Annotated in this window: 17 protein-coding genes; 11 read left to right on the forward strand and 6 right to left on the reverse strand. The window is 37.0% G+C overall.

The genetic code is table 11. The features are described 5' to 3' along the window. Positions 1-57: 57 nt before the first annotated feature. Entirely contained in the window at positions 58-819 is a 762-nt protein-coding gene (locus AACZ92_RS11840; protein ID WP_339701573.1) for a sulfite exporter TauE/SafE family protein, read from the forward strand. Here the strand turns inward: AACZ92_RS11840 and AACZ92_RS11845 are convergent. Both AACZ92_RS11845 and AACZ92_RS11850 read right to left on the reverse strand, forming a co-directional pair. Beyond that, on the reverse strand, positions 814-2,277 hold the full coding sequence (locus tag AACZ92_RS11845) for a sigma 54-interacting transcriptional regulator (RefSeq protein WP_339701576.1): 1,464 nt from the start codon (positions 2,275-2,277) through the stop codon (positions 814-816). The two genes, AACZ92_RS11840 and AACZ92_RS11845, sit on opposite strands and share 6 nt — an antisense overlap. Before the next feature lie 18 nt (positions 2,278-2,295). Further along, the gene (locus AACZ92_RS11850; protein WP_339701579.1) at positions 2,296-3,435 is read right to left on the reverse strand and encodes a VWA domain-containing protein; all 1,140 of its coding nucleotides are present in this window, start codon (positions 3,433-3,435) and stop codon (positions 2,296-2,298) included. A gap of 119 nt (positions 3,436-3,554) precedes the next feature. Between AACZ92_RS11850 and AACZ92_RS11855 the strand changes: the two genes are divergently transcribed. From AACZ92_RS11855 to AACZ92_RS11880, 6 genes are all read left to right on the forward strand, one after another. Beyond that, positions 3,555-6,788 (forward strand): hypothetical protein, encoded by a 3,234-nt coding sequence (locus tag AACZ92_RS11855; protein WP_339701582.1) that lies wholly within the window; start codon positions 3,555-3,557, stop codon positions 6,786-6,788. A gap of 12 nt (positions 6,789-6,800) precedes the next feature. Next, complete coding sequence (locus tag AACZ92_RS11860) at positions 6,801-8,720, forward strand: S9 family peptidase (protein ID WP_339701585.1); 1,920 nt, start codon at positions 6,801-6,803, stop codon at positions 8,718-8,720. Positions 8,721-8,827: 107 nt separating this feature from the next. Next, positions 8,828-9,517, forward strand: coding sequence for a DUF2490 domain-containing protein (locus AACZ92_RS11865; protein WP_339701587.1), 690 nt, complete (start codon positions 8,828-8,830; stop codon positions 9,515-9,517). Then, the gene (locus tag AACZ92_RS11870) at positions 9,514-10,728 is read left to right on the forward strand and encodes a bifunctional alpha/beta hydrolase/OsmC family protein (RefSeq protein WP_339701589.1); all 1,215 of its coding nucleotides are present in this window, start codon (positions 9,514-9,516) and stop codon (positions 10,726-10,728) included. The genes AACZ92_RS11865 and AACZ92_RS11870 overlap by 4 nt, the downstream gene beginning before the upstream one ends. Before the next feature lies 1 nt (position 10,729). Next, a complete protein-coding gene (locus tag AACZ92_RS11875; RefSeq protein WP_339701592.1) occupies positions 10,730-11,224 on the forward strand; it encodes a YdeI/OmpD-associated family protein in 495 nt (164 codons plus the stop codon). Positions 11,225-11,339: 115 nt separating this feature from the next. Then, complete coding sequence (locus tag AACZ92_RS11880; RefSeq protein ID WP_339701595.1) at positions 11,340-11,951, forward strand: superoxide dismutase family protein; 612 nt, start codon at positions 11,340-11,342, stop codon at positions 11,949-11,951. A 194-nt stretch (positions 11,952-12,145) separates the two neighbouring features. On the opposite strand, the gene AACZ92_RS11885 is transcribed toward AACZ92_RS11880, so the two are convergent. Continuing rightward, complete coding sequence (locus AACZ92_RS11885; RefSeq protein ID WP_339701597.1) at positions 12,146-15,589, reverse strand: M36 family metallopeptidase; 3,444 nt, start codon at positions 15,587-15,589, stop codon at positions 12,146-12,148. A 275-nt stretch (positions 15,590-15,864) separates the two neighbouring features. Between AACZ92_RS11885 and AACZ92_RS11890 the strand changes: the two genes are divergently transcribed. From AACZ92_RS11890 to AACZ92_RS11900, 3 genes are all read left to right on the forward strand, one after another. Further along, a complete protein-coding gene (locus AACZ92_RS11890) occupies positions 15,865-16,398 on the forward strand; it encodes a sigma-70 family RNA polymerase sigma factor (RefSeq protein WP_339701600.1) in 534 nt (177 codons plus the stop codon). Between the two features lies 1 nt (position 16,399). Then, positions 16,400-17,197: an anti-sigma factor gene (locus tag AACZ92_RS11895; protein WP_339701603.1), complete on the forward strand. Its 798-nt coding sequence runs from the start codon at positions 16,400-16,402 to the stop codon at positions 17,195-17,197. 183 nt (positions 17,198-17,380) lie between these two features. Further along, complete coding sequence (locus AACZ92_RS11900; protein ID WP_339701606.1) at positions 17,381-17,818, forward strand: hypothetical protein; 438 nt, start codon at positions 17,381-17,383, stop codon at positions 17,816-17,818. 239 nt (positions 17,819-18,057) lie between these two features. Here the strand turns inward: AACZ92_RS11900 and AACZ92_RS11905 are convergent, their stop codons facing one another. The 3 genes from AACZ92_RS11905 to AACZ92_RS11915 all read right to left on the reverse strand — a co-directional run bounded on the left by AACZ92_RS11905 (position 18,058) and on the right by AACZ92_RS11915 (position 20,902). Next, on the reverse strand, positions 18,058-19,353 hold the full coding sequence (locus AACZ92_RS11905) for a hypothetical protein (RefSeq protein ID WP_339701609.1): 1,296 nt from the start codon (positions 19,351-19,353) through the stop codon (positions 18,058-18,060). A 111-nt stretch (positions 19,354-19,464) separates the two neighbouring features. Beyond that, complete coding sequence (locus tag AACZ92_RS11910) at positions 19,465-20,163, reverse strand: hypothetical protein (protein WP_339701612.1); 699 nt, start codon at positions 20,161-20,163, stop codon at positions 19,465-19,467. Positions 20,164-20,191: 28 nt separating this feature from the next. Continuing rightward, positions 20,192-20,902, reverse strand: coding sequence for a DUF4331 family protein (locus AACZ92_RS11915; RefSeq protein ID WP_339701615.1), 711 nt, complete (start codon positions 20,900-20,902; stop codon positions 20,192-20,194). A gap of 107 nt (positions 20,903-21,009) precedes the next feature. Here AACZ92_RS11915 and AACZ92_RS11920 point away from each other — a divergent pair, with 107 nt between their 5' ends. Continuing rightward, positions 21,010-22,218, forward strand: coding sequence for an LETM1-related biofilm-associated protein (locus AACZ92_RS11920; RefSeq protein ID WP_339701618.1), 1,209 nt, complete (start codon positions 21,010-21,012; stop codon positions 22,216-22,218). Positions 22,219-22,314: the final 96 nt, after the last annotated feature.

Raw genomic sequence — 22,314 nt, forward strand, 5'->3', positions numbered from 1 at the left:
TTCATAGGCAGCTTTTTTTTGAATATAAAAGCAAATCTATTTCTGTAATTTTGAAGAATGGAACTAATCAATTCCCTCTCACCTTATTTACTCGTTGGTCTCTTTTTTTTAGGAGCAACCGCCTTTACACTTTCTACTATTAGTGGCGGTGGTGGCGCTTTAATGCAAATACCCATACTCAACTTTTTAATTGGCACTTCGCAAACAGCCCCTGTGATAAACTTGGGAACCTTTATAAGTCGTCCTACACGAATTATAATATTCTGGAAGCACATTGTCTGGAAGGTTTTTTGGTATTACGTTCCATCAGCTATGATTGGTGCCGTTCTGGCTGCTTGGCTTTTTGCTGAAGTGAAAATATATTGGGTACAAATTATCGTCGGACTGTTTCTGGTAAGCACCTTTTTTCAATACCGCTTCGGGAAGAAAGAGCGTTCATTTAATGTAAAACTTTGGTATTTTGTCCCTTTAGGTTTCTTTATATCTATAATAGGAACCCTAACCGGCGGAATGGGACCGATATTAAACCCATTTCTTCTCAATGCAGGTATTGAAAAAGAATCCTTAGTAGGTACCAAAGCAGCACAATCTTTTTTCCTCGGAATTGCACAAATAGGAAGCTATGCCTTTTTCGGCTTATTAACCGATGAGCTTTGGGTGTATGGCATAGCTATGGGACTAGGTGCCATCGTAGGCAACCTTATCGGGAAATGGTTGTTGCAACGCATGAGCAAACTCGCTTTTAGAAAATGGGTAATCGCAATTATGGTTATTAGCGGAATTGTGCTGATTATAGGAGCTATTAGTGAGTTGTTATAATCCACTAATATACCCACCATACACATCCCTAAATTGAAGGCCATCGCCCAAATTGTGCTTGCTCAATTTTTTATATTCTGAAAGTGCCCATAATACAAACTCTTTGTAAAATAGTTTGTCTTTTGCTGAAATATCCGGTACGTGCTTTTTCACCAATTGCTCTAACGGTTCAATTTTGTTGAGTTGGCGTTTGTATTCGGTATCGGATAGCGTATCCAACAGTTCAAAACCGCTTTCTTCAAAAAACCAAGCAACTACATTGGCGTAGGGATCTACATCGCTTTCTTTATGCAGTTTTTCTATTTTCGGAAAATAGTTTTCAAATTGCGACTTAACAGCACTGTTAATCAATTGTTCGGCTACTTCGCTGGCACCTTCTTGTTCGCCTTCGTATACTAATTCTACTTTTCCTGTAATGGCAGGAATAATACCCATAAAATCACTTAATCGAACTGAGGTTTTATCTTCCCCGTTTTGCAAGGCACGTCTTTCGGCTGTACTCAATAGGTTTTCAAAGGCGGTGATGCTCAATCGAGCACTTACGCCACTTTTTGCGTCGATAAATTCACTATTACGGGCTTCAAAACTTATCTGTTCTACAATGTCTTTTGCCAGTTCAGGCACATAGATTTTTTCTTTGGTTGCAGAAGCTTCAGCGGTTTCCTGCTCGGTAATGGTTCGTGCTGTTTTAATATCATCGGGATAATGCGTCAATATTTGCGAACCAATCCTATCCTTCAACGGTGTTACAATGCTTCCTCGATTGGTGTAGTCTTCAGGGTTTGCGGTAAATACAAACTGAACATCCAAAGGCATCCGTAATTTAAAACCTCGAATTTGCACATCACCTTCTTGTAAAATATTGAACAGTGCTACTTGTATGCGTGGTTGTAAATCGGGCAATTCGTTAATAACAAAAATGCTTCTGTTAGCACGCGGAATCATCCCAAAATGGATTACGCGGTCATCAGCATAGGTCAGTTTTAAATTGGCAGCTTTAATAGGGTCTACATCTCCTATAATATCAGCCACAGTAACATCGGGCGTTGCCAGTTTTTCTGAAAAGCGTTCGTCCCTATGCAACCATTCAATAGGAGTTTTATCGCCTTTCTCCTCTACTATTTCTTTTGCAAACCGAGAAATAGGACGAAAAGGATCGTCATTTATTTCGCTTTCTGCCACAACGGGTATATATTCATCTAGCAGTGAAACCATTTGTCGCGCTAATCTTGTTTTAGCTTGTCCTCGCAATCCAAGAAGGTTGATATTATGTTTTGAAAGAATGGCACGCTCTAATTCTGGAATAACTGAATAATCGTAGCCGTGAATTCCTTCAAAAACGGTTTCTTTTTTTAATAATTTTTGAAGTAAGTTTCTACGTAATTCTTCTTTTATGGTTTTGTATTCAAATCCGGCTTTTTTTAAGTCGCCGAAGGTTTTTATATTTTCAATTTTCATATTTTCTTTTTCTAAGTACTATTTTATTCTTTTTCTCCTATTGGTTTCATAATCGGTAAAAATCATTTCCCCCAATCCTTTCAAACCAGTGTAAAATGCCTTTCCTTGATTGGCAGCCGTAAATTGATCTACAAACTGCATTAAATAAGGGTCTTGCGCAATCATAAAGGTGGTAATAGGAATGTGCAGTTTACGCGCTTGTCGCGCCATCATATAACATTTCTTTACAATATTAGGGTCTAAGCCAGCACTGTTTTTATAATACTCACCATTAGGAAGCTGCATACAGCTTGGTTTTCCATCGGTAATCATAAAGATCTGTTTGTTGGTGTTTCGTTTTCTGCGCAGCATATCCATGGCTAACTGCAATCCTGCAACTGTATTCGTATGAAACGGCCCTACATTTAAATAAGGTAAGTCTTTAATTTTTATGGGCCAAGCATCGTTCCCGAAGACTAAAATATCCAACGTATCTTTTGGGTAGCGGGTGGTTATCAATTCAGAAAGTGCCATCGCTACTTTTTTGGCAGGTGTGATGCGATCTTCACCGTACAAAATCATACTATGGCTAATATCGATCATTAAAACCGTGCTCATTTGTGACTTGTGCATCGACTCTTCAACCACCAAATCGTTTTCTGAAAGGTTAAACCCATCAATTCCATAATTAATTTGAGCATTTTTAAAGCTTTCGGTCATAGAAATTCGTTCTAACGGATCACCAAATTGGTAATTTCTAAATTCACCAGCCTGTTCATCGCCTTGTCCTCTATATTTTGTTTTATGGTTCCCGCCGGCGCTTTTTTTCAATTTGCCGAATATTTGTTCTAACGCACGTTTCCGAAGGGAGCGTTCTAGTTTTTCAGTAATAGCGTTTTTTCCTTCTCCTTTACCACCACCCTTTCCATCAGGTCGAAATTCTTCACGGATATATCCTTTCTTCTTCAAGTCTTCAATAAAATCGTCAATAGTATACTCTGAAGTGGTAAGGCTATATTCTTTGTCTAACTGTCGTAACCAATCAATCGCTTCATCAAAATCACCTGAAGTATGCGTAATTAATTCCTGAAAAATTTCGAAAAGGCGTTCAAAGGGAGATTGTTCCTTAGGGTCATGTTTTGTAAAAACAAATCCCGTCGGCTTATTTTTCTTCTTCATACCTTAAAGATACCAATTTTATAAAGAAAAAAATGTGTGTATTAACAGCCTTTTAAGACTTGCTATTTCACATTTTCTTAACTTTATGAGCTAATTTTTATTTCTGAAAAAACCAATCGATGAAAAAATTATTCCTTCTAACATTTTTACTACTCTCATTCTCATCATTTTCACAACAACTTTCAATGGATATCATGAAAGATATGAAACCTCGGAACATTGGTCCTGGTGGCATGTCCGGTCGTGTTACTGCCATTGATGTTGTAACCGATAACCCCGATGTAATGTATGTGGGTACGGCTTCTGGCGGATTATGGAAAAGTAACAGTGGAGGAATAAAATGGAATCCAATCTTTGATGATCAACCTACAGCTTCTATTGGTGCCGTGGCTATTCAGCAATCCAATCCTTCTGTTATTTGGGTAGGAACTGGCGAAGGAAACCCAAGAAACAGTTTAAATGGAGGATACGGAGTTTATAGATCACTCAACGGCGGAAAAACATGGCAATCTATGGGTTTGGAAAAAACACGCCATATCCATCGTATTATTATAGACCCAACCGATCCTAACACCATTTATGTAGGTGCTATTGGCTCCCCTTGGGGCGAACATCCGGAGCGCGGTGTTTTTAAAACCACCGATGGCGGAAAAACTTGGGATAAAATTCTTTTCGTAAATAATAAAACCGGTGTTGCCGATATGGTCATGGATCCTACTAATCCCAATAAATTAATGGTTGCCATGTGGGAGCATAAACGCGAACCTTGGTTTTTTACGTCTGGTGGTGAAGGCAGTGGTTTATATGTAACCTACGACGGTGGTGAGACTTGGGAGGAACGTACCGATAAAGACGGTCTTCCAAAAGGCGATTTAGGGAGAATAGGAATTGCCATTGCTCCCAATAAACCCAATATTGTCTATGCCTTAGTAGAGTCGAAAAAGAATGCCCTATACAAAAGTGAAGACGGTGGATTTACATGGAAGATGATCAATAATGATATGAGCGAAATAGGAAACCGTCCTTTTTATTACGCCGAAATATATATAGACCCCGAAAATGAAAATAGAGTGTTTTCAGTTTTCACCTACGTAAATGTTTCTCAAGACGGAGGAAAAAGTTTTGAAGAATTAATGCCAGCCTATGGAGCCGACAATGGCGTGCATCCAGATCATCATGCGTGGTGGATTCATCCTGAAGACGGCAGTTTTATGTTAGATGGAAATGACGGCGGACTCAATATTACTCACGACGGTGGTGAATCGTGGCGCTTTATAGGAAACCTTCCTGTTGCACAGTTTTACCACATCGCTGTGGATAATGAGTTCCCTTATAATGTATATGGTGGTATGCAAGATAACGGTAGTTGGAGAGGTCCTGCTTATGTTTGGAAATCGCAAGGTATACGAAATAGCTACTGGCAGGAAATTAGTTTTGGAGATGGATTTGATGTGGTTCCCGACCCCGATAACAGTCAGTATGGATGGACGATGAGCCAACAAGGATATGTAAGTAGATATGACCATATAACAGGGAACAACTACACTGTAAAACCTACGCATCCTGACCCTGATATGCATTTACGTTTTAATTGGAATTCTGCCATCAATATTGACCCTTTTAATTCAAATACCTTATACTTCGGAAGTCAATTTGTACATAAAAGTACCGATAAAGGGCTCACTTGGGAAGTAATTTCACCAGACCTTACTACCAACGACCCGGAAAAACAAAAACAAGGTGAAAGTGGCGGATTAACGTTAGATGCTACTGGGGCCGAAAACCATACTACTATTTTAGTGATTGAGCCTTCCCCAGTTGAGCAAAATATGCTTTGGGCAGGAACTGATGACGGGCGCGTACATTACACACAAAATGGAGGAAATAGTTGGACAGATGTTTCAAACAATATTCCTAGATTACCTGAAGGTAGCTGGATTGTACAAATAAAAGCTTCCAATAAAAATAAAGGTGAAGCGCTTTTGGTTGCTAACGATTACCGACGCTTTAATTACACACCATATGCCTATAGAACGACTAACTATGGAAAAACTTGGAACCGAATCGTTGATGAAGACGATGTTATAAGCTACACGTTAAGCATCGTAGAAGACCCGAAAGAAAAGAATCTATTGTTCTTAGGAACTGATGATGGACTGTATATTTCAATTGACGCTGGAAAAAACTGGCAAAAATGGACTCACGGTTTTCCTACGGTTTCAGTAAAAGATTTAGTAATTCAGCCAAGGGAACACGATTTAGTTATTGGTACCTTCGGAAGAGCCGCTTGGGTATTGGATGATATTCGTCCATTGCGGGAGATTGCTCGAAACAAATCAGTCTTAGATCAAAATAGTAAGTTATTTGAAGCCCCAACTGCTTACGAAGCTTCATATCAACAGCCCACTGGTAGCCGTTTTGGGGCAGACGCACTATTCAATGGAGAAAATAGAAGTAGCGGAGCCTTATTTAAGTATTACTTTAAAAAGGATGATAGTGAAACAACCGAGAAAGATGAAAATGAAGAGGATTCTGAAGAAAAAGAGGAAACAGACGACACAACTTCCGAAGAAAAAATGGATGGCAAACACAAGGACAGCTTGTATTTAAGAATTTACGATGGTTCCCGTTTAATTAGAACCTTAAAACAGAAAAAACCGGACAGCACAGGTATTTACACTTGGCGATGGCGTATGAATGAAGCCGGTGTAGACCGTCCTTCTCGTTCTATTAGAGATAGAAAAAACGAACCGAGCGGTACTTCGGTAAAGCCTGGAACTTACAGAGCGGAGCTTTCATATAATGATGAAACGTCAACCAGCTCAATAACCGTAAAAAGCGATCCAAGGCTTACTTTTTCAGAAAAAGCTATTAACGAAGCATATACCGCTTCAAAAGAACTGGAAAAAATGACCCAAACCGCTGCCGATGCTGTAAAACAATTGGTGGAAAGTAAAAACACGGCAGAAGATTTCAGAAAAAAATTAAAAGAAAACGCTTCAGAAGACAAAAAATACAAAGACGAAATTAAAGCCAGTAAAGAGATCGTTAAGAAAATAGACTCAGTCGTTGCTATCTATATAGGTAAAGAAGACGATAGACAAGGTATTGTGCGCAGTACAGAACCTAATGTAATGCAGCGTATTGGGCAAGCAAGATGGTATAGTGGCAGTCGTCCTAACGGAATGACAGCTACAGAACAACGGTTAATGCAGCATGCCAAAAATGCATTAGCTGAAGCGCTAAAAGCCACCAATAATTTCTTTGTAACCGAATGGCCAAAATATAAGTCTAATATGGAAAGTATAGACTTGTCCCCATTTAAAAAAACAAAAACCTTCGAAACCAATTAAACAACCAATATGATGAAAAAACTCATAGTAATCAGTCTCGGTTTGCTTCTATTCTATTCCTGTAAGGAGGAGAAAAAAGAAGAAACCGCACAAGTGGAAGAAATCAAACAGTATTCCATTGAACAGTTTATGGACAACGAGAATGCCTATGCAAATGGGTATTCGCCAGACAAATCCAATGTATTAATGACCAGCAACCGTTCGGGCATTTATAATATGTACACCGTACCAGCCACTGGCGGTGAAATGACGCAACTAACAAAGTCTGATAGTGCTTCGGTATATGGTATTTCATATTTTCCTGAAGACGACCGTATTTTATTCCGTATGGATGGGAATGGTGATGAAATTTTCAAGATTTATATGAAAGACAGCACCGGAATTAAAGCTTTAACACCCACCGAAAAGGTTCGTGCATTGTTCCGTGGTTGGGCAAAAGACGGAAAAAGCTTTTTCTACGGAAGTAATGAACGTGATTCCAAATTTATGGATCATTATGAAATGGATATAGAAACCTTTACACCTAAAGTGATTTATAAGAATGAAGACGGAATGGAATTTGGCGGAATGAGCGAGGACCGAAAATACATCGCCTTAGGAAAAGCCATTAACACCAATGATAGTGATTTATATATTCTGAACACCGAAACAGGTGAAAAAACGAAAATCAATGATTCGTTAAGCGGAAATTCGCCTGAGGATTTTTCCCCAGACGGAAAATCACTGTACTACACAACCGATGCCGATGGTGAATATAGCACACTTATGAAATATAATATAGCTGAAGGTACTTCGGAAAAAGTTGCTGAACGCGATTGGGACATTACTGGTTTTTATTTTACCCATAACGGCACCTACCAGCTTATGTTTACCAACGAAGATGCTGAAACCAAGATGGAGGTGAAAGAAGTGGCTAGCGGAGATGTAATAGACTTTCCTGAAATTGAAGGACAGAGCATTAACAGCGCTAGTTTTTCTAGGGATGAAACCATGGCTTTACTTAGAGCTGGAGGATCACATACGCCAACAAATTCGTATTCGTATAATTTAAAAACCAAAAAGCTGAACCAACTTACTGATGTATTAAACGATGAAATAGACGGAGACGATTTAGTCTCTGCTGAAGTGGTTCGTTTTAAATCGTTTGATGGATTGGAAATTCCTGCGATCTATTATCAACCTAAGCAAGCTACCACTGAAAATAAAGTCCCAGCGATGGTTTGGGTTCACGGTGGTCCTGGCGGACAATCAAGACAAGGGTTTAACTCCACCATTCAATATTTAGTAAACCACGGGTATGCAATTTTAGCGGTAAACAACCGCGGAAGTAGCGGTTATGGTAAGTCTTTTTACAAAATGGACGATCAAAACCATGGCGATAAAGATTTAAAAGATTGCATTGCCGGGAAAGATTGGTTAGCTGAACAAGACGTTATTGATGGAGATAAAATTGGAATCATTGGTGGTTCGTATGGTGGATATATGACGATGGCAGCATTGACATACGCCCCAGAACAATTTGATGTAGGTGTAAACATTTTTGGTGTGACCAACTGGTTACGAACGCTAAAAAGCATACCACCGTGGTGGGAATCGTTCAAAGAGGCACTTTATACTGAAATGGGCGACCCAAATACAACAGATTCGGTTCGATTACGTAAAATTTCACCTTTATTTCATACTGATAAAGTGACAAAACCCCTTATGGTATTGCAAGGAGCGCAAGATCCTCGTGTGTTGCAAGTGGAAAGTGACGAGATTGTTGCCGGCGTTAAAAAGAATGGTGTACCTGTAGAGTACGTTCTTTTTGAAGATGAAGGCCACGGTTTTGTAAAAAAAGAAAACCAAATTGAGGCTTATGGAAAAATTAAAGACTTTTTGGATAAATACCTAAAAGGCGAAGGCCAACAAGGTATGGATACAGGAATGTAGTTAAAACGCTTCAATTTCTAATTAATAAATAGTATACTGGTGGTGCAATTCTAAAATGAGTTTTGCCACCAGTATTATTTTAAAAAAAATTAAAAAAAAAGATTAGCATGCTTAAGAGATTTATTGCAATTTCAATTATTTTTTTATCAATTACTTCTGCAATAGCCCAAAATACGGCAGAAGACGAATTAGGGAGTTGGTATATTTTAGCCACCAACAGTAAAGTTTCAGAAAAACTAAGTATTCAAGCACAAACCCAATTTAGGTTTTATGAGCTTGCAAGTGAATTGCAGCAGTTTAAAATAAGAACTGGTGCAAAATACCGTATTATGGAAGGACTTTCTGTAGGAGTTGGATATGCCTATTTCAGAAATGATTTTTCATATTTATCAGAAACCCCACCTTCCTTTGATGAGCATAGAATTGTTGAAGATGTTTATCTAGACCATAACGTAGGTAATGTTAACGTTGATCATCGTGCAAGATTTGAAAACAGATTTATTGTTCGAGACCAGGATACAGATACTCGTCATTGGTTTAGATATATGGTTAAATTAAGCTATCCTTTTCTCGATAGATGGAGTGCAGATGTATATAACGAAGTTTGGTTAAACGTAGGCGACGAGCCTACCTTTGCCCAGAATTGGTTAGGGTTTGGTGTAGGATATAAGTTTAGTGACCTTATTAAATCAAGAGTTGGTTACCAGAGAATACACTTGGACGGACCAGATTTTGATAGAATTTTGATAGGAATCACGTTTACACCCGACTTTACTAAACAAACTAGTACACCATGAATGTAGAAAAGGTATCCTTTAAAAATAAAGAAGGCCAAGAATTAGTAGGCCGCTTAGAACTTCCCGCAAATCAGCATCCGCATAATTTTGCGCTTTTTGCACATTGTTTTACGTGCACTAAAAATTTATCTGCCGTTCGGAATATTAGTCGGTCACTTACCGCTAAAGGTTTTGGCGTACTTCGTTTCGATTTTACGGGCTTAGGGGAAAGCGAAGGCGATTTTGAAGATACCAACTTTTCTGGAAACGTAGAGGATCTAGTTGCTGCAGCCAATTATCTTTCAGAACACTATCTAGCCCCTTCCCTACTTGTAGGGCATTCTTTAGGCGGAGCAGCCGTTATTTTTGCAGCAGCAGAACTCAATTCTGTAAAAGCTGTTGCTACCGTTGCAGCCCCTAGTAATCCTATTCACGTTAAGCATTTATTAAAAAGTGACTTACAAACTATTGAAAAAGAAGGAGTAGCAGAAGTACAATTAAGCGGACGCAACTTTACCATTAAAAAGCAGTTTTTAGATGATCTTGAAAGTAAATCATTACCAGAAATTGCTAAAAGTATGCGTAAAGCACTCTTAGTGTTACATTCTCCACAAGATGAACTAGTAGGTATTAATAATGCCGAAGAGCTTTACATAGCTGCCCATCACCCTAAAAGCTTTATTTCGCTAGATGGTGCCGATCATTTATTGACCAAAAAAGAAGATTCTGAATATGTAGGAAGTGTAATCGCTGGGTGGGTTTCTAGATATGTTGAAATACCTTCGGAAGAAAAAATCACTTCAAAACACGATGTAGTAGCTAGTCTAGACCTAGATGAAGGGTTTACTACCCGAATGAAAATAGGTGATCACTATACTTTTGCAGATGAGCCCGAAAGTTTTGGCGGGAATAACTTTGGGCCTTCTCCTTACGAGTTGGTTTCAGCTGGACTTTCAGCGTGTACGGCAATGACCATACAAATGTACGCCAAACGTAAAAAATGGAATGTCCAAAATGTAGAAGTGCATACCAGTTACGATAAACAACATGCTACCGATTGCGAAAACTGTGAAGACGACGCTGCCAAAATCGATACGTTTACTCGTGAGATTAAGTTTGAAGGCGAGTTGGATGAAAAACAAATAAAACGTTTATTACAAATAGCCGATAAATGCCCTGTGCATAAAACGCTACATAGCGAAACACAAATAATTACTTCTTTGATTAAGTAATATGAATTTAAAATGTTCAAAGCGATTTGAAGTAACAGTGGAAGGTACGCACGCTGTTTATCTTCCTGAAGAAATAGTTATGACCTTTCTAAAAGGAAATAACACTCGCGTTAAGGTAAAAGCATTTTTTGAAGAAAACGAAATTGAATTTCACGCCGCTTTAAGAAAACGATTAGGTCGCTATGTAATGACTTTTGGAAAAAGGTATCAGAAAGAATTGGGTATTTTCCCTTCCGATTATTTTCAAATGGAATTATGTGAAGACACTACAAAATATGGTGTCGTTATGCCGAAAGAAATGGAGGCCGTATTTGAAAGCGATCCAGAAGCTTCAGAAATCTTCGAAAATTTTTCTGATGGCAAGAAACGCTCGCTTATTTATTATGTAAAACGTTTTAAAACGTCACAAACCCGTATTGATAAGGCTCTGCTTATTTCAAGAAACCTTAATATGGGAATTATTGATCAACGAGAATTGGTAAAAAACCATTATTGAGATTGGTTTTAATACAGAAATCCAAATGCTAAGATTTTTTTAAAATGTTGGTTGTGGTTGTCTTTCCCCGTACCTTTATTCTAACTTAAACCAAAAACATAAAAAATTATAACCCATGAAAAAAGTAAGTATAGTATTTTCAGCTCTTGCCCTTATGGCCTTTACAAGCTGTAACGACGGCAAAAAGAAAGATAGCGAAGAGATGGATAAAATGGAACAGTCCGATATGGAAAAGGACGAGATGATGAAAGAAAAAGAGGAGATGATGAAGGAAAAAACCGTTACCATCCAATTAGAGTCCAAGAGTGAAAGCAATGCAACTGGTACTGTTTCGTTTACTGAAAAAGACGGAGTTGTTAAAATGGAATCGAAACTGACTGGATTAGAACCAGGAACACATGCGATTCACATCCATGAAAAAGGAGATTGCTCTGCCCCTGATGGTAAATCAGCAGGAGGACACTGGAACCCTACTTTTGAACAACACGGAAAATGGGGTGATGCAGAAGGATATCACAAAGGAGACATTGGTAACTTTGAAGCCGATGAAAATGGAGACGGTTCTATTGCAATGCAAACCGATGAGTGGTGCATAGGCTGTGATGATTCTAAGAAAAACATTTTAGGAAAAGGAATTATTGTTCATCAAGGTGCCGACGATTTTACGTCTCAACCTTCAGGTGCTGCTGGAGCTCGTGTTAGCTGTGGTGGAATTATTGAGCAATAAGGAATAGAGGCGATTAAGGCTTATTAAAAAAGTCCCTTCAAGGTTATTGAAGGGACTTTTTATATGATGTAGTATGTTTCTTATGTTTCATAAACATCAACTTTATTGTATTAATTTCAAAAACAATGCCAAAATAAAGCCCCGTATGGAAAACTCCACACGGGGCTTGCTTATTTTATAGCTTTGTAATAAACTTATTGTTTTACAATTCGTTTTACAATACTGGCATCGCTTGCTTTAATTTTCACGAAGTACATACCCGATGCTAGTTGATCCATTGAGATAACCGTATCAACGCTTGCTTTTTCAAGGTCAATAGTCTGTATTACTCTTCCATTTACATCTGTAATAACAACAGCTGTTAGCTCTTTACTGCTATGGTTAGAGAGAGTTACCTGTCCATTGGTTGGGTTAGGATATAATGCAACGTTATTGTAAAATTCTGCATCACCTACCCCTAGGATAATTTCAACAGTTACATTAAAAGTACAGGTAGTTTCATTTTCACCATCTGAAGCCGTCATGGTAACCACTGTTACGCCTTCTCCTATTTCAGTTCCTGGTGCTGGATCTTGAGTTAAGGCAGGTGTATTAGTACAGTTATCTGTTGCCGTCGTATCTCCACTATAATCTGGCAGTGTAAACAACTCTCCTTCATTTACCATTTCGGTAACGTCACTTGGACAGGTAATTTCAGGAGCAATGTCATCGGCTGTAACTTCAGTTACGGTACGCTCTGCAAGACATCCTTCAAAAGCAGAAACGTTGATATCGTCATTAGGCACCCCATAATCTGAAGTTTCACAGCCTCCATTCCAGTCAGCAGCAGCATCTGTATCACCATTTCTTCTAAAAGATCCACTACATTCGGTTACTAATGAAGCACCTATTCCTGACCAATCTAAATCGGCAGCTGTGATATTGAAACCGTTAATATTCACATTAAGACCAGCTATTTGTGAAGCGGTAAAATTCCAGAATACTGAATCTACTACATTTCCGTCTGCATCTATTATGATAATCCAGCCAGTACCATCGGGATCCCAGAAAAGGTTACTACCCCAATCATTAGGCCCACCGTCATCACTATATTGAACTACTGAATTTCCATTCATTTGCCCTAAAGTTTGAGTCGTTGAGTTCATCGCATTTATATCATTATACGGGTCTTCACTCACGGCAACGGTATATCCTGAATAATCCTGTGCAGTCCCTACGTTCTGAATCTCAAACTGATCTGGAGTTTCCAATGTAATTTCAGAAATAACCAATTTTGAAAGCGGTCCATCAGGGTTCTCTTGAGCATAAACTGTTGTGGAGCCTGTAGGTGTAAAGGTATATTCTTCACCTTCAAACAATAAGTTTCCACCAAATTCAGCATCGTACCATCCTATTACATTATTAGGATCGCTTGGTGTTGCTGTTACGGTAACGTCATCGCCGATACAAAAATCTGATACCCCTTGGGTGGTAGGCCCATCTGGAATTGCAAGTACTTCAATTGTATCTGTATCTGTTGATGCTGTTGTACATTGAGCTTCTGGCACTTCGTACGAAATGGTATGTACTCCTACGCCCGCTGTTGCAGGATCAAAAGAATAAGAAATACCATTACCATCATCTGTAACACCAGGACCACTATAAGTACCGCCAGTAGGGCTTCCTCCTTCTAAACCTGTAAGTATTTCTGAACTTGCACAAACATCGGCAGGAGCTTCAAAACTAGCTTCAGATGGTGGCAAATCAAAAGCTTCAGTTCCATCATTTACACTACCTGAAGATCCTTGACTTGCACTAAAACCTAAACCTCTTTTTGCAAAAGCTTCCCAAATTAGACATTCGTTAGCACCTCCATAAATTGCTTGGTCTGCTGCAATAATTGCATCTCTACCATCTACAAACCCTGGGCTACAAGGCTGTAGTTTCATTCCCTCGGTAACAAGTGCTAATGCCATAATGTTACCAGCATCTTGATTAACATCGCCTGTAAAGTTGTAAAAATCATCATCAAAACCATGTTCATCAATTAAAGCCCACGCCATTTCCCATATCATTTCTGCCCAAACAGAACCTATTCTATGTACGCTTGAACTCCCTTGAATTGCATTATATGTATCTGGATTTACAGACATATCGGTGCTATATGGATACGTTCGTATACCGCCTCCATTTTGACCTTGTCCAAATAAATAGGTTCCAACAGCTCTAGGATCTGCGCCTGTATCAGTAGCTGTCATACTTAACATTGTTCCATAAAAATCACTCCATCCTTCACCCATCTGCTCAGCATTATTCAAACACTCAGTATTATTACCCCCTCCGGTCAATCTATTTGATGTACCGTGTGAAAACTCGTGTGCAACTACTAGGGTATCAAAGCAACCATCTTTGTCATTACATATATACATGTTCATAGATGGGTTGGACCCATCTGGAGGTGTCCCAAAAGTAGCATTACACCATTCAGAAATTTGGGCATTTGCATTAACAGAGTCACTCCCTGAACCATTATTTCCATAATTATTTTCTTGAAAATTCCCACTATCTTCATCAAAACCATATTGGTACATTACATCGTGCAAAATATTATTAATGTAAAAAAGGTGAGTGATAGCAGCGTCTTCATATTGATTTGAAAAAGACCAAACTTGATCAAAATCGTATCCTGTAAACTCTAAAGAAGCTCCTCCGTCCGGTCGATACCCAGAATTATTTCCAGCTTCATAAGCATCTACGTTATTTCCTCTTGTTGTCGTAAACTCTGCCCCAGCAGTTCCATCGGTGTCATGCCATCCAAATGGGGAAGCTGTGCCATCTGCAACATTACTTACTATCGATCTGTTTCCGTAATATGGACTTTCTAATGGAATTTCAAAAACCTCATAACACTCGGTACACCCAGCTTCTGCTTCTCCCTTAAGCTCTTCATAGTTTGGGATATCATATAGATTTTTATTGTAATCTAAAACTTCTTTATCGTGATTGTGGTCGTGTTCTTCTGTACAACTAATCATCCAGTTGTTTTTATCAATAATGGCTCCGCTAGCAGCATCCACACGGATGCTCCACCAATCCTGTCGGGTTTTTTCTTCAATTGAAATATCCCAAGCTAAAACTAATTCATTGCTATCTGTTAATTGATAGGTAAGCTTAGCAGGAATGTTACTAAGAGAAATACCTCCATCACTTAATATTGTTTCTTGACTAGCACTACTCTTTTTTTCTACTTCTGTTAAGGAACCATTTAGGCTATACCCTAATTTACTGGCAGCAGATTGAACAGCATTAATTGCAGAAATGGAAGGAGATTTTATTCCATTTGTTTTTTCTGAAACTTTGTTAAAGAAACTAATACTTGAAGATAAAGTTTTTCTACTTGGCAAGATATGTATACTAGATTGAGTACCATTTACCTGAATTTCGTTACTAGTTTGAACAAAATAAACATGTTCAACTCCACTAGTTTTACTAGTATGACGGCTAGTTATTCTCCATTGAATATCCTCTTTGGAAAGCTCTCTATTTTCCAGCTTTTGCTGAAAAACATCCTGTAGATTTTTAGTAAAATCTTGTGCATATAATTGTGGTAAGGAAACACAACTGAACACTAAGATTAAACTTAGAGTAAATTTTTTCATAAATAAATAGTTTAAGTAATAAGTTATTTTGCGTAAAACTAAGAATATTTAGCTTTTATTCAACTATTTAAAGCAAAAGGAGTTAAGATTTAACATTTTTTCATTGTTTAATGACTTTATGTGAAATATTATTATTCTCTTGAAAGGTACTTTGGTATTAATATTACAATAGAGTAATTTCAATTTAATATTTTTTCAAAGAAATTCGAAATTGTACTAAATAATTAAAATATCAAAAATATTTATTTATTTTAGCATAGACACAAAACTAAATAATGAGACAACCTGACGAACTAATTATTTCCATGCAAGAGGGAAATGAAAAAGCATTTTCCAAACTTTATACTATGTATTCTGAAGCCCTATTCGGTATTATTTATAGCATAGTTCTTGATGAAGGAGATGCAGAAGAAGTTATGCAAGACGTATTTATAAAAATATGGGATAACTCAAAATCCTATAATATTAAAAAAGGACGTTTTTTTACGTGGATACTTAATATTGCAAGGAATACTGCTATAGATAAAACTCGTTCTAAGGCATATAAAAACTCAAAGAAAAACCTTAGCACAACTAATTTCGTAGATATATTAGCTACGTCTGATAACTTAAACAAGAAAACAAACGCCATAGGCATTAAGAAATACCTTGACGCATTAAAACCTGCTTGTATCAAAATAATAGATTTTTTAATCTTTAAAGGGTACACTCAAAAAGACGCAGCCAAAGAAATAGATATTCCGTTAGGAACTTTAAAAACCCGCAACAGAAAATGTATGCAGGATTTAAAAACAATTGTATTAGGATAATATGAACGCACAAGAACTTATAGAGTCAGGTAATTTAGAACTGTATGTCGCCGGATCACTTTCTGTTGAAGAGGCTACGGAAGTGGAAGATGCCATTGAAGAACATCCCGAAGTAAAAAAACAAGTAGAATTAATAGAGGACAGTGTAATTACATTAGCCGAAGCTGTTTCACCGCCGCTTTCTGCCCTAATTTGGTCACAAATACTTGATAATATTAGGAAAGTTAGAACTCTTTCAGAAAGAAAACCTTCAACTAATTGGGGGGCCATTACTGGTTGGGCTGCAACAATTTTGGCTTTTGCTGGTATATTTTGGATGCTTAAGGAGAAAAATGATCTTCAAGACCGAGTTCAATACACTACCACTCAAAATACTGTATTAGAAGAAAAAGCTGAAAATGCTGAAAGTCAATTGGCCGAAGCAAACGATGTATTAGACATTGTAAGGTCTAAAGAATATAATAGTTACACGTTACCAGGAAATCAAGCAGTGGCACCACAAGCCTATGCCAAGGTTTACGTTAACAAGAAAGATAAAATTGCATATATAGATGCTTCAGGCTTACCAGAACCGCCACGTGGTAAAGTATATCAAGTTTGGTCTTTAACCATGCAACCCTTGACACCTACTAGTGTTGGCTTGCTTGACACCTATTCCGAATCTGAAACCTTGCTTTTCAGAATTGATATGGGACAGGTAGCCGCTACCGAAGCCTTTGGTATTACTTTAGAGCCTGAAGGCGGAAGTGAAACTCCTACAATGAATCAATTGTATACATTAGGTGAAGTAACGCTTTAAAAAAACTATTAATTACGACCATTTAAAAACCTTATCCTCTCTTGGGTAAGGTTTTTATGTTTTCAGTTAGGATATTTTTTGAATGTTTATATTTTGTAGGCAAACATCCAAATGAATATGATATATCGAATAATAGCCTCTTCCTACTTTTATATAAGTTTACTCGCTTTAATCATAATTATTTTGGAAATCTATTCCGCTGAATTAGCTTATGAAAACATTGGCGCAATATATTCTGAAATTATGTACGGGGTCATATTTTTAAACATAATCCCGATCCTGTTTTTGATTTTTAAAAAGCGATTAGTGGCCTTTCTACTGATCCTTTCAATAGGGTTTTATATTATTCCTAACCAGTTACTATTAGCCAAGAAACTGATTCTATTAAAAGAGGAAGCTGCCAACATAGTGAACTATGCATATATGAAAAGAATAGAAGCAGGGGATTTCCCTGAAAATATTTCAGATTATAAGTTTACCTATCCTAAATTAAGTGAAGGTGTTTATTATCAAAAATCTGACACTAATGACTTCGAAGTTATATACCATGTTGGAACAAAAAATACCATGCATTTTTATAGACATAGTATCGGACCCAATTGGTACTATAATAATGACTAAAAAGTTTACCCACTATATATAACCGAAATCAACTATAATTTTGGTAAACACAAAAATAGTTTCAAATTACAATATTGATTTCAAAATTTCTCCAAACTAAAAGCACCCCCTGAAAACAGAAGGTGCTTAACTAACAAAAAAACTCTGAAAAAACCGGCATAACCAGTTGTTGATCCCATAGTCCTCTATAGATGATCAACCTTTCTACATATATGTACGAGGATTAGCGGGTTACGGTTTTATAATTGTGCTATTTTTTTTGATAAAACTGGACCTAGCTCATAAGAAGCACCTGAAAGCTCTTTTTTTAGGGGTTTTACCTTGTCTTGCATTCCATTTGCTTTATATACCATGGCCGAAACATATTGTGCACTTGGTTCAAAGGTTTTACCTTCAACGTTTGTTTCAATAGTTTGTAAAGCGTCTTCTTTATTTTCAGTTTTTAATTGTGCCAATGCTAAAAGTGTATAGGTTTCTGGTGTGGCGCGATTGTTTATTTCTTGTTTGGCCAAAGTAAGTGCTTTTTCAGGATTTGTATCGGTATATAGTTCAATTAAATAAGTATTGTACATTCCACCATATAAGGAGTCTGAAACCATATCGGCAAATTTATTTTGATTAGCTTCAACTTGTTCTTTATTGTTATTATATTCTGCCATTTCTGCTTTCAGCAAATAGTAATCAGGAGATTTATGGTTCACCATTACTGAATCTAGAATGCGGTTTGCCTCTTTGGTATCTTTCTCATACGAATAGGCTATCCAAGCCAATCCTTTTTTTACATAACGATTATCTGGTTCAAGCTCTAATGTTTTTAGATAATACGTATACGCATCATCAATTCTGCCCGCGTGGCCGTAAAAATCGGCTATGTTACTATAACTCCAAACTTTCAATGATTTATTCCCCCCAGATTCTGCTATTGCTTTAGCTTTCTCCATATATTTAATAGCTGCATCTAGATCACCTTTGTAATCACTCCACTTAGATACTCTAATTAAGTAGTTATAATCACCATTATTTTTTACTTTATTGAGCATTTCATATGCTTTATTATATTCTGCTAGTTCCATGAACACATCAAAAAGCATGAATTCGGTTTCGTGTTTATTTGAAACTCCTTTATAACTTTCTTCCAAAATTTGTTTGGCTTCTTTAAACCTATGCTGCGAAATGTAAGTTTTTGCTAAAGCACGAGTATATCCATCTTTATTCGTTGCTGAGATTTCTATGGCTTTTTTTTGTAATAGCTCTGCCTTTTGTAAGTTTTCTACATTGCCCGTCGCATCAAATAATGCTGAATAACCTCCAGCCAGAGGCCCTAAATCTCCTACTCCACTGCTATCTGCTGCCAATCGCTTGTTCCAAAAATCTTTTTCTGAAAGAGCAGCTTTATAAGCTGAATTATCACTGGTGAAAAGGTATTTATTATAGTCTTCCTTATGCGTTATTTTTGCGGTATCTTCTTTGCTTTCTTTTTTCTCATCACAAGAGAAAAAGGCACAAAGCGCAAATAAAATTAGTATCTTTTTCATTAGTTTTTTATTTAATCTGTTAATTTAAAACTTCAAAGTAGTTATAAAACTATTATGTAAAAGAAAAGAGCAATAAATTGCCCTTTTCTCTTTTAACTCTACAATTACTTTTTAATTTGGAGTTTCCAAATAAGGGAAGTCAACTACTTGACGATCTCCAAAACCTACGCTATCACTAATTAATAGTGGCGAACCATCGGTACCATTAAAATTAAGGTTATTTAAGTCTCCTCCACCAAACATTAGTATCAATGATATATCGATAACATCGTCATTAATGTTTCTTCCGGTTAATGCTACTCCGGTTGAAGGGTCAAAATACACTGTCTGTGCGTTTGGTGCAACTTGTAATGCGTCAAATTGAGCCAATACTGTCGCAAAAGTTGTAGCATCTAGTCCTAAAATATTAGGCACATAATTTACCTCTTCAGGATCTAAACCTAAAGATTCAGCATAAACATCGTGATAAGTTTCCAATGTATTTTCAAAAATTGGTGTAAAATCAGCTCTATCTGTTACAGTTGTAGTATTAAAGTTGTTTTTCACTTCATCTGTACCACTAAATACTGTGTTAATTCCTGGTCGTCCCATAATGTCTTCTTGCATATAGGTTCCTGAAAAATTAATTTCACCCTCTGCACAAGGCTCACATGCGGTTCCACCACAATCTATTCCTGTTTCAGATCCATTTTGAATTCCATCGTTACAGGTTTGTATGTCTATAACGTTATCGTCGTCATCACTACATTGTACAAACAGTAAGGATGCACACATAGCAATAAATACCATACTTAATTTATATATTTTCATCTTATTTTGTTTTTATTGTTATGTTATTTTATTGTCTTCTTTTTGCTGATACCCATACATTGTAGGCTGGTGGAAGTCCATCAATTCCTACTGCTCCTCCTACGTGCGGTGGAGCTGTTCCCAACATAGAGTTAGGCACTTCTACAGATATAGCTAAAACATTTACGTTTTCAAAAAAGTCACTAGCTTCTCCTGGAGGTAAAAATCCTTCTGGAGCTACTTCACCACCAATTACTTGATTAAAGCGGTTAAAGTCAAAGAAAAATCCATCTCTTCTAGGACCTGCGAAAAACTTCATTCCATCACTGTCTGTAACTTCAACATCGCTTGAGGTTGAAATTTTCACACTGTGTTTTGGGCCAGAAGTAGCTACAGTGCTACTAAGTCCTTGCGTTTCTGGAGCTACAGGACCAAAAAAGTACATAGAGTCTCCTCTTTTAATGGCTTGTATTACCAAGTCTTCTTTAAAATCACCTGTGTTATCAATATTAAACTCTAATAATACATTTTCATCAAAAGATGCATTGTTCGTTACATCACCTGGCGCTAAAGGACCTTGAAGTGTTGCTATTAAAACTGTATTGTCTGCATTGCTGCCCTCAAAGGCATATAAATCTGCAATATCGGTCGTTGTACCTGCCACCGAAGGTGAGTCAATGTGGTCGGCAGCGATTAAAAATATGGCGAGTACGGCTATGCCTACTCCACCAATTGCTGCAAAAATCTTTGTTTTTTTCATGATTGTTTTTTTATCGATTAATTTATGTTCTATTACATTTACGCTTAAATTACTGCTACGGTTTTATCATAGCTGTTAATTTTGTGTTAATCTAAAAAAAAGGATTTATGAACCCCTCTGCATCAGGCTGGATATCAAAATTCATATACATCTTCTCTTCAGAAGAAAATAAAATGCATTTTACTTCCTCCAAAGTATTTTACGAGACCCTGAAAAAATCTGGGTTTTTATACGGAATACCTATTAAGACCTTAACACCTGAACCATTAACACATTTATCACTCACCAAAGAAGAGTATGGTAAGATAAATTTACTCCATTCATTAGTATATATATACAGTATTGAAAAAAACAGTAAAAACTATAAGGAAGCAATTACCGCTATCATTTCTTTTTACAAACATCTTGACAAACAAAAAAAAGGATGGTTTAAACGGTTTTCTATTTCTAATTCTGAAACAGCAACCCTTGAGAAAGTATTGGATTCCCGTTTACAAGAAAACACCTTTCTTTCAAAAAAAGATGCTGCTTCTTTATTAACGTATGCGTTGCTATTTATTGATGTACTATGTTTTAAGGAATATTTAAAGGAACCAGCTACTAGTAAGGAGGAAGCACAATATTTGGAGAAAAACTTAATTTCCTCTTGTTTATTAGCGCTGAAATCTAAAAAAAGGAAAAGCAAATACGACTCATTGTTATTAGAACTCTTTGAATCTTCATCTGAATATCTTGAAGAAAAGACAACTAACAACAAAGAAGATACATTCAAAAGTTTCAGTTTTTTTTCAGATAAAAATTTCCTCACTAAAAAGTACTTATTAGACCTCTGCTGCTTGGCTGTTTGGGATGATGGAGAAGTTGATGCTTCAGAATTTCAATTTTTACAGCAATTGGCGAAACAACTTCAGTTTACCAATGAAGATGTACAAAATAGCTTGGATGACTTACGAAACTTTTCAGCAGCACACGCCAAAAAAATTCAATTATTTGAATATGAACACCCCGTAAAACACTTGTATCGTCAATCTTCAGCAACAGTCAAACTGCTTATCCTTCGAAATAAAAACCGATTACAGCAAGAATTGGAAGAAAGCGGTGAGCTAGTTGTTTTATTAGGTAAGTCTACAACAAGGGATCTTTCTGCAGCAGAAAAACAAAAAGTAAAAACACAATTACTAGATATTTGTAAAACTATCCCATCATTAACAATCTTCTTATTACCGGGCGGCACCATTTTATTACCCTTATTAATCAAGTTTATCCCAAAGCTGTTACCGTCTTCGTTTAATGATAATAGGATTGATGGGAGTTAATCGTTGGAAGTGGGAAGATAATTTTCCTTGACTTTAGCGCATAAAAAATGGCAAGCTACCTACATCACACCGCTACGACCGTATACCCTTGCTGCG

The sequence above is a fragment of the uncultured Marixanthomonas sp. genome (assembly GCF_963974425.1).
GTDB lineage: Bacteria > Bacteroidota > Bacteroidia > Flavobacteriales > Flavobacteriaceae > Marixanthomonas.

What these genes read in the sequence shown, in the direction of transcription:
- AACZ92_RS11860 (WP_339701585.1), top strand. Translation starts at nt 6,801, where the DNA reads ATGAAAAAACTCATAGTAATCAGTCTCGGTTTGCTTCTATTCTATTCC.
- AACZ92_RS11885 (WP_339701597.1), bottom strand. Translation starts at nt 15,589, where the DNA reads ATGAAAAAATTTACTCTAAGTTTAATCTTAGTGTTCAGTTGTGTTTCC.
- AACZ92_RS11910 (WP_339701612.1), bottom strand. Translation starts at nt 20,163, where the DNA reads ATGAAAATATATAAATTAAGTATGGTATTTATTGCTATGTGTGCATCC.
- AACZ92_RS11840 (WP_339701573.1), top strand. Translation starts at nt 58, where the DNA reads ATGGAACTAATCAATTCCCTCTCACCTTATTTACTCGTTGGTCTCTTT.
- AACZ92_RS11895 (WP_339701603.1), top strand. Translation starts at nt 16,400, where the DNA reads ATGAACGCACAAGAACTTATAGAGTCAGGTAATTTAGAACTGTATGTC.
- AACZ92_RS11850 (WP_339701579.1), bottom strand. Translation starts at nt 3,435, where the DNA reads ATGAAGAAGAAAAATAAGCCGACGGGATTTGTTTTTACAAAACATGAC.
- AACZ92_RS11845 (WP_339701576.1), bottom strand. Translation starts at nt 2,277, where the DNA reads ATGAAAATTGAAAATATAAAAACCTTCGGCGACTTAAAAAAAGCCGGA.
- AACZ92_RS11875 (WP_339701592.1), top strand. Translation starts at nt 10,730, where the DNA reads ATGAATTTAAAATGTTCAAAGCGATTTGAAGTAACAGTGGAAGGTACG.
- AACZ92_RS11915 (WP_339701615.1), bottom strand. Translation starts at nt 20,902, where the DNA reads ATGAAAAAAACAAAGATTTTTGCAGCAATTGGTGGAGTAGGCATAGCC.
- AACZ92_RS11880 (WP_339701595.1), top strand. Translation starts at nt 11,340, where the DNA reads ATGAAAAAAGTAAGTATAGTATTTTCAGCTCTTGCCCTTATGGCCTTT.
- AACZ92_RS11905 (WP_339701609.1), bottom strand. Translation starts at nt 19,353, where the DNA reads ATGAAAAAGATACTAATTTTATTTGCGCTTTGTGCCTTTTTCTCTTGT.
- AACZ92_RS11890 (WP_339701600.1), top strand. Translation starts at nt 15,865, where the DNA reads ATGAGACAACCTGACGAACTAATTATTTCCATGCAAGAGGGAAATGAA.
- AACZ92_RS11870 (WP_339701589.1), top strand. Translation starts at nt 9,514, where the DNA reads ATGAATGTAGAAAAGGTATCCTTTAAAAATAAAGAAGGCCAAGAATTA.
- AACZ92_RS11920 (WP_339701618.1), top strand. Translation starts at nt 21,010, where the DNA reads ATGAACCCCTCTGCATCAGGCTGGATATCAAAATTCATATACATCTTC.
- AACZ92_RS11855 (WP_339701582.1), top strand. Translation starts at nt 3,555, where the DNA reads ATGAAAAAATTATTCCTTCTAACATTTTTACTACTCTCATTCTCATCA.
- AACZ92_RS11865 (WP_339701587.1), top strand. Translation starts at nt 8,828, where the DNA reads ATGCTTAAGAGATTTATTGCAATTTCAATTATTTTTTTATCAATTACT.